General features: G+C 47.8%; 4 protein-coding genes and 4 tRNA genes. 1 reads left to right on the forward strand and 7 read right to left on the reverse strand.

From position 1 onward, the window contains the following. From QZF50_RS22655 to QZF50_RS22675, 5 genes are all read right to left on the reverse strand, one after another. On the reverse strand, nucleotides 1–287 hold a 287-nt coding region (locus QZF50_RS22655), incomplete at its 3' end, for a GTP-binding protein (protein ID WP_000031683.1). A gap of 114 nt (nucleotides 288–401) precedes the next feature. Next, nucleotides 402–477, reverse strand: a tRNA-Thr gene (locus tag QZF50_RS22660). A gap of 6 nt (nucleotides 478–483) precedes the next feature. After that, nucleotides 484–558 (reverse strand) — tRNA-Gly (locus tag QZF50_RS22665). A gap of 116 nt (nucleotides 559–674) precedes the next feature. Continuing rightward, nucleotides 675–759 (reverse strand) — tRNA-Tyr (locus tag QZF50_RS22670). A gap of 8 nt (nucleotides 760–767) precedes the next feature. Further along, nucleotides 768–843: transfer RNA gene (locus QZF50_RS22675), tRNA-Thr, on the reverse strand. Between the two features lie 361 nt (nucleotides 844–1204). On the opposite strand from QZF50_RS22675, the gene coaA reads away from it, so the two are divergent. Continuing rightward, entirely contained in the window at nucleotides 1205–2155 is a 951-nt protein-coding gene (coaA, locus tag QZF50_RS22680; RefSeq protein WP_000023081.1) for a type I pantothenate kinase, read from the forward strand. A 28-nt stretch (nucleotides 2156–2183) separates the two neighbouring features. On the opposite strand, the gene birA is transcribed toward coaA, so the two are convergent. Together birA and murB are read right to left on the reverse strand one after the other, a co-directional pair. Further along, complete coding sequence (gene birA / locus QZF50_RS22685; protein WP_000654593.1) at nucleotides 2184–3149, reverse strand: bifunctional biotin--[acetyl-CoA-carboxylase] ligase/biotin operon repressor BirA; 966 nt, start codon at nucleotides 3147–3149, stop codon at nucleotides 2184–2186. Further along, on the reverse strand, nucleotides 3146–4174 hold the full coding sequence (gene murB, locus QZF50_RS22690; RefSeq protein ID WP_001016693.1) for a UDP-N-acetylmuramate dehydrogenase: 1029 nt from the start codon (nucleotides 4172–4174) through the stop codon (nucleotides 3146–3148). Before murB ends, birA begins: the two co-directional genes overlap by 4 nt. Between the last annotated feature and the right edge of the window lie 372 nt (nucleotides 4175–4546).

Genomic DNA, 4546 nt, shown 5'->3' on the forward strand with positions numbered 1-4546 from the left:
GCACCGGTGATCATGTTTTTAACATAGTCGGCGTGCCCCGGGCAGTCTACGTGTGCGTAGTGACGGGTCGGGGTGTCGTATTCAACGTGAGAAGTGTTGATGGTGATACCACGAGCTTTTTCTTCCGGCGCGTTATCGATCTGGTCGAATGCGCGAGCAGCACCGCCGTAGGTTTTAGCCAGTACGGTAGTGATTGCAGCGGTCAGCGTTGTTTTACCATGGTCAACGTGGCCGATAGTACCGACGTTAACGTGCGGTTTTGTACGTTCAAACTTTTCTTTAGACATCGATTGTCCCTCTAAGACACGGATAAATCGGTGATATCACCACATCAACCAGGCAACATGCCCGACTTGTTGAATGCAATAAACAGAAGGAAAAAACAGGGAGGAGAAAAGAAGTGGTGCTGATAGGCAGATTCGAACTGCCGACCTCACCCTTACCAAGGGTGCGCTCTACCAACTGAGCTATATCAGCACATCTTGGAGCGGGCAGCGGGAATCGAACCCGCATCATCAGCTTGGAAGGCTGAGGTAATAGCCATTATACGATGCCCGCATCCTGGAACTCGGCTACCTGATTTTCATTCTGCACTGAATATCGAGAGAAGCTCTCTTTATTCGAGCCGGTAAGCGAACTTATCGTCTCGGGCTACGCCATCGCGTGGCCGAAATTGGTGGTGGGGGAAGGATTCGAACCTTCGAAGTCTGTGACGGCAGATTTACAGTCTGCTCCCTTTGGCCGCTCGGGAACCCCACCGGACTTGATGGTGCCGACTACCGGAATCGAACTGGTGACCTACTGATTACAAGTCAGTTGCTCTACCTACTGAGCTAAGTCGGCATCAAGTAGCGCGCATTCTATGGAGACATGCGAGTTCATGCAACTAAAAAATTGCATAATTTGTTTTATTGGTCACATTTTATGCGACACGATGAAGAAACAGCCGAACGGAGGGCAGATTAGCACACTTTTTCAACATCATTGTGCTCAACAATGCGCTCCTGCTAAACCATAATTCTTTTTATCAGATGGAATATCTGTCACATTGCTTTTCAACGATAGCTTCCTGGCAGAGATTTTTTCTTATTATTCCTCCCCATCTGGTGTTACCCTCCTGCCCATTAACCCATTCAACAGAACTGTGACGCGCCATGGCAAATATCGCTTTGCCGATAGAGCTATGACCGCCAGAAACATGCTTATGAGTATAAAAGAGCAAACGTTAATGACGCCTTACCTACAGTTTGACCGCAACCAGTGGGCAGCTCTGCGTGATTCCGTACCTATGACGTTATCGGAAGATGAGATCGCCCGTCTCAAAGGTATTAATGAAGATCTCTCGTTAGAAGAAGTTGCCGAGATCTATTTACCTTTGTCACGTTTGCTGAACTTCTATATAAGCTCGAATCTGCGCCGTCAGGCAGTTCTGGAACAGTTTCTTGGTACTAACGGGCAACGCATTCCTTACATTATCAGTATTGCTGGCAGTGTCGCGGTGGGGAAAAGTACAACCGCCCGTGTATTGCAGGCGCTATTAAGCCGTTGGCCGGAACATCGTCGTGTTGAACTGATCACTACAGATGGCTTCCTTCACCCTAATCAGGTTCTGAAAGAACGTGGTCTGATGAAGAAGAAAGGCTTCCCGGAATCGTATGATATGCATCGCCTGGTGAAGTTTGTTTCCGATCTCAAATCCGGCGTGCCAAACGTTACAGCCCCTGTTTACTCGCATCTTATTTATGATGTGATCCCGGATGGAGATAAAACGGTTGTTCAGCCTGATATTTTAATTCTTGAAGGGTTAAATGTCTTACAGAGCGGGATGGATTATCCACACGATCCACATCATGTATTTGTTTCTGATTTTGTCGATTTTTCGATATATGTTGATGCACCGGAAGACTTACTTCAGACGTGGTATATCAACCGTTTTCTGAAATTCCGCGAAGGGGCTTTTACCGACCCGGATTCCTATTTTCATAACTACGCGAAATTAACTAAAGAAGAAGCGATTAAGACTGCCATGACATTGTGGAAAGAGATCAACTGGCTGAACTTAAAGCAAAATATTCTACCTACTCGTGAGCGCGCCAGTTTAATCCTGACGAAAAGTGCTAATCATGCGGTAGAAGAGGTCAGACTACGCAAATAATTTTCAGGGGAGCTAATGCTCCCCTTTCTTATTTTTCTGCACTACGCAGGGATATTTCACCGCCCATCCAGGGTTTTATTATTCCATCCTGCTCAAGCAATAAAGCGCCCTGTTTGTCTATTCCGCGTGAAATGCCAAATATTTCTTTATCACCAATGATAAGTTTCACTGGGCGATTAATAAAATTATCCAGCTTTTCCCAGCGCGAAAGATAAGGTGCCAATCCTTCTTGTTCGAAGAGTTCCAGCGCCGCGCGTAATTCACGTATTAGCATGGCCGCCAACGTATTACGATCGAGATTGATCCCCGCTTCCTGCAGCGTGATCCACCCCTGATTAACGACACTCTCTTCAACACGACGCATTGCCATGTTGATCCCGGCTCCAATGACTATTTGCGCCGCATCGCCGGTTTTGCCAGTCAGCTCCACAAGAATGCCTGCCAGCTTGCGATCCTGCAGATAGAGGTCATTAGGCCATTTAACACGAACTTTATCTGCACCCAGCTTGCGTAATACTTCCGCCATCACGATACCGATAACCAGACTTAAACCAATAGCCGCCGCCGGGCCTTGTTCCAAACGCCAGAACATCGACAAATATAAGTTTGCGCCAAAAGGCGAAAACCATTTCCGACCCCGGCGACCACGGCCAGCCTGCTGGTATTCTGCAACGCAGGCATCGCCCGATTTAAGCTCTCCGATACGATCAAGAAGGTACTGATTCGTGGAGTCAATCACTGGCAGCACGGCTACACTACCGCCATCCAGCTGACTCAATATCTCTTCAGCATTAAGTAACTGGATAGGTTCAGGCAGGCTGTATCCTTTACCCGGAACGGTAAAGACATCAACGCCCCAGTCACGCAGTGTCTGAATGTGTTTATTAATAGCCGCCCGGCTCATTCCCAGCGTTTCACCCAACTGCTCGCCAGAGTGAAATTCACCGTTCGCTAACAGGGCAATCAATTTCAGTGGCACGGTGTTATCCTTCATGAAATTGTCTCCACTGCGCTCACTTCACCTGATGCACCAATAAAGCGGACTTCAGGCTCAAGCCAGACATTAAATTTTTCACCCACTTTTTGTCTTACATGGTGTGCCAGTTGCACCACATCTTCGCTTTTTGCATTGTCTTCATTAATGAGAACTAACGCCTGTTGACGGTGCACCGCAGCCCCACCCATTTGCATCCCTTTTAGCTGGCACTGATCAATAAGCCAACCTGCTGCCAGTTTTACTGAACCACCCGCCTGGGGGTAATTTGGTGCTGTTGGAAATTGCGCCAGTAATGCTTTAGCCGTTTCGGCAGATACAACAGGGTTTTTGAAGAAACTACCGGCATTGCCATTCACTTTTGGATCAGGGAGTTTGGTGGTGCGCATATGACACACCGCATTAAATACTTGCTGTGGCGTTACTGTTGTAGGATCCAGATGAGTTAAGTCACCATACGTTAGTACAGGTTGCCACTCTTTTGGCAGACGCAGACCTACGGCTACAATGGCGAAGCGATCCTGGTATTCATGTTTAAAAATACTGTCGCGATAGCCAAAACGGCACTCTTTGGCAGTTAAGCGCACTTGCTTGCCTGTCGCCAGTTCAACACAATCAACATAAGCGCAAACTCGCTGTAATTCTACGCCATAAGCACCAATATTCTGGATAGGTGATGAGCCGACACAACCAGGAATTAATGCCAGATTTTCCAGACCAGGCATACCTTCCTGCAAAGTGTATTTTACCAGGCGATGCCAGTTTTCTCCGGCTCCTACATGTAAATACCACGCATCAGGTTCATCATGAATTTCGATACCTTTGATCCGGTTGATGATCACCGTGCCGCGATAGTCTTCCAGAAAAAGTACATTACTTCCTTCACCCAGAATAAGAACGGGTTGTCCTTCTGCGGTTGCATACTGCCAGGCATTGAGTAATTGTTGTTCGTCTTCGGCACATACAATGTGCTGAGCATTATGATCAATGCCAAATGTGTTCCAGGGTTTTAAGGAGTGGTTCATAGCTGCTTTCCTGATGCAAAAACGAGGCTAGTTTACCGTATCTGTGGGGGGATGGCTTGTAGATATGACGACAGGAAGAGTTTGTAGAAACGCAAAAAGGCCATCCGTCAGGATGGCCTTCTGCTTAATTTGATGCCTGGCAGTTTATGGCGGGCGTCCTGCCCGCCACCCTCCGGGCCGTTGCTTCGCAACGTTCAAATCCGCTCCCGGCGGATTTGTCCTACTCAGGAGAGCGTTCACCGACAAACAACAGATAAAACGAAAGGCCCAGTCTTTCGACTGAGCCTTTCGTTTTATTTGATGCCTGGCAGTTCCCTACTCTCGCATGGGGAGACCCCACACTACCATCGGCGCTACGGCGTTTCACTTCTG

It is taken from the genome of uncultured Escherichia sp. (genome assembly GCF_948475835.1).
Lineage (GTDB): Bacteria > Pseudomonadota > Gammaproteobacteria > Enterobacterales > Enterobacteriaceae > ECMA0423.

Coding starts and splice junctions, on each gene's coding strand:
- coaA (WP_000023081.1), top strand. CDS start 1,205: ATGAGTATAAAAGAGCAAACGTTAATGACGCCTTACCTACAGTTTGAC.
- birA (WP_000654593.1), bottom strand. CDS start 3,149: ATGAAGGATAACACCGTGCCACTGAAATTGATTGCCCTGTTAGCGAAC.
- murB (WP_001016693.1), bottom strand. CDS start 4,174: ATGAACCACTCCTTAAAACCCTGGAACACATTTGGCATTGATCATAAT.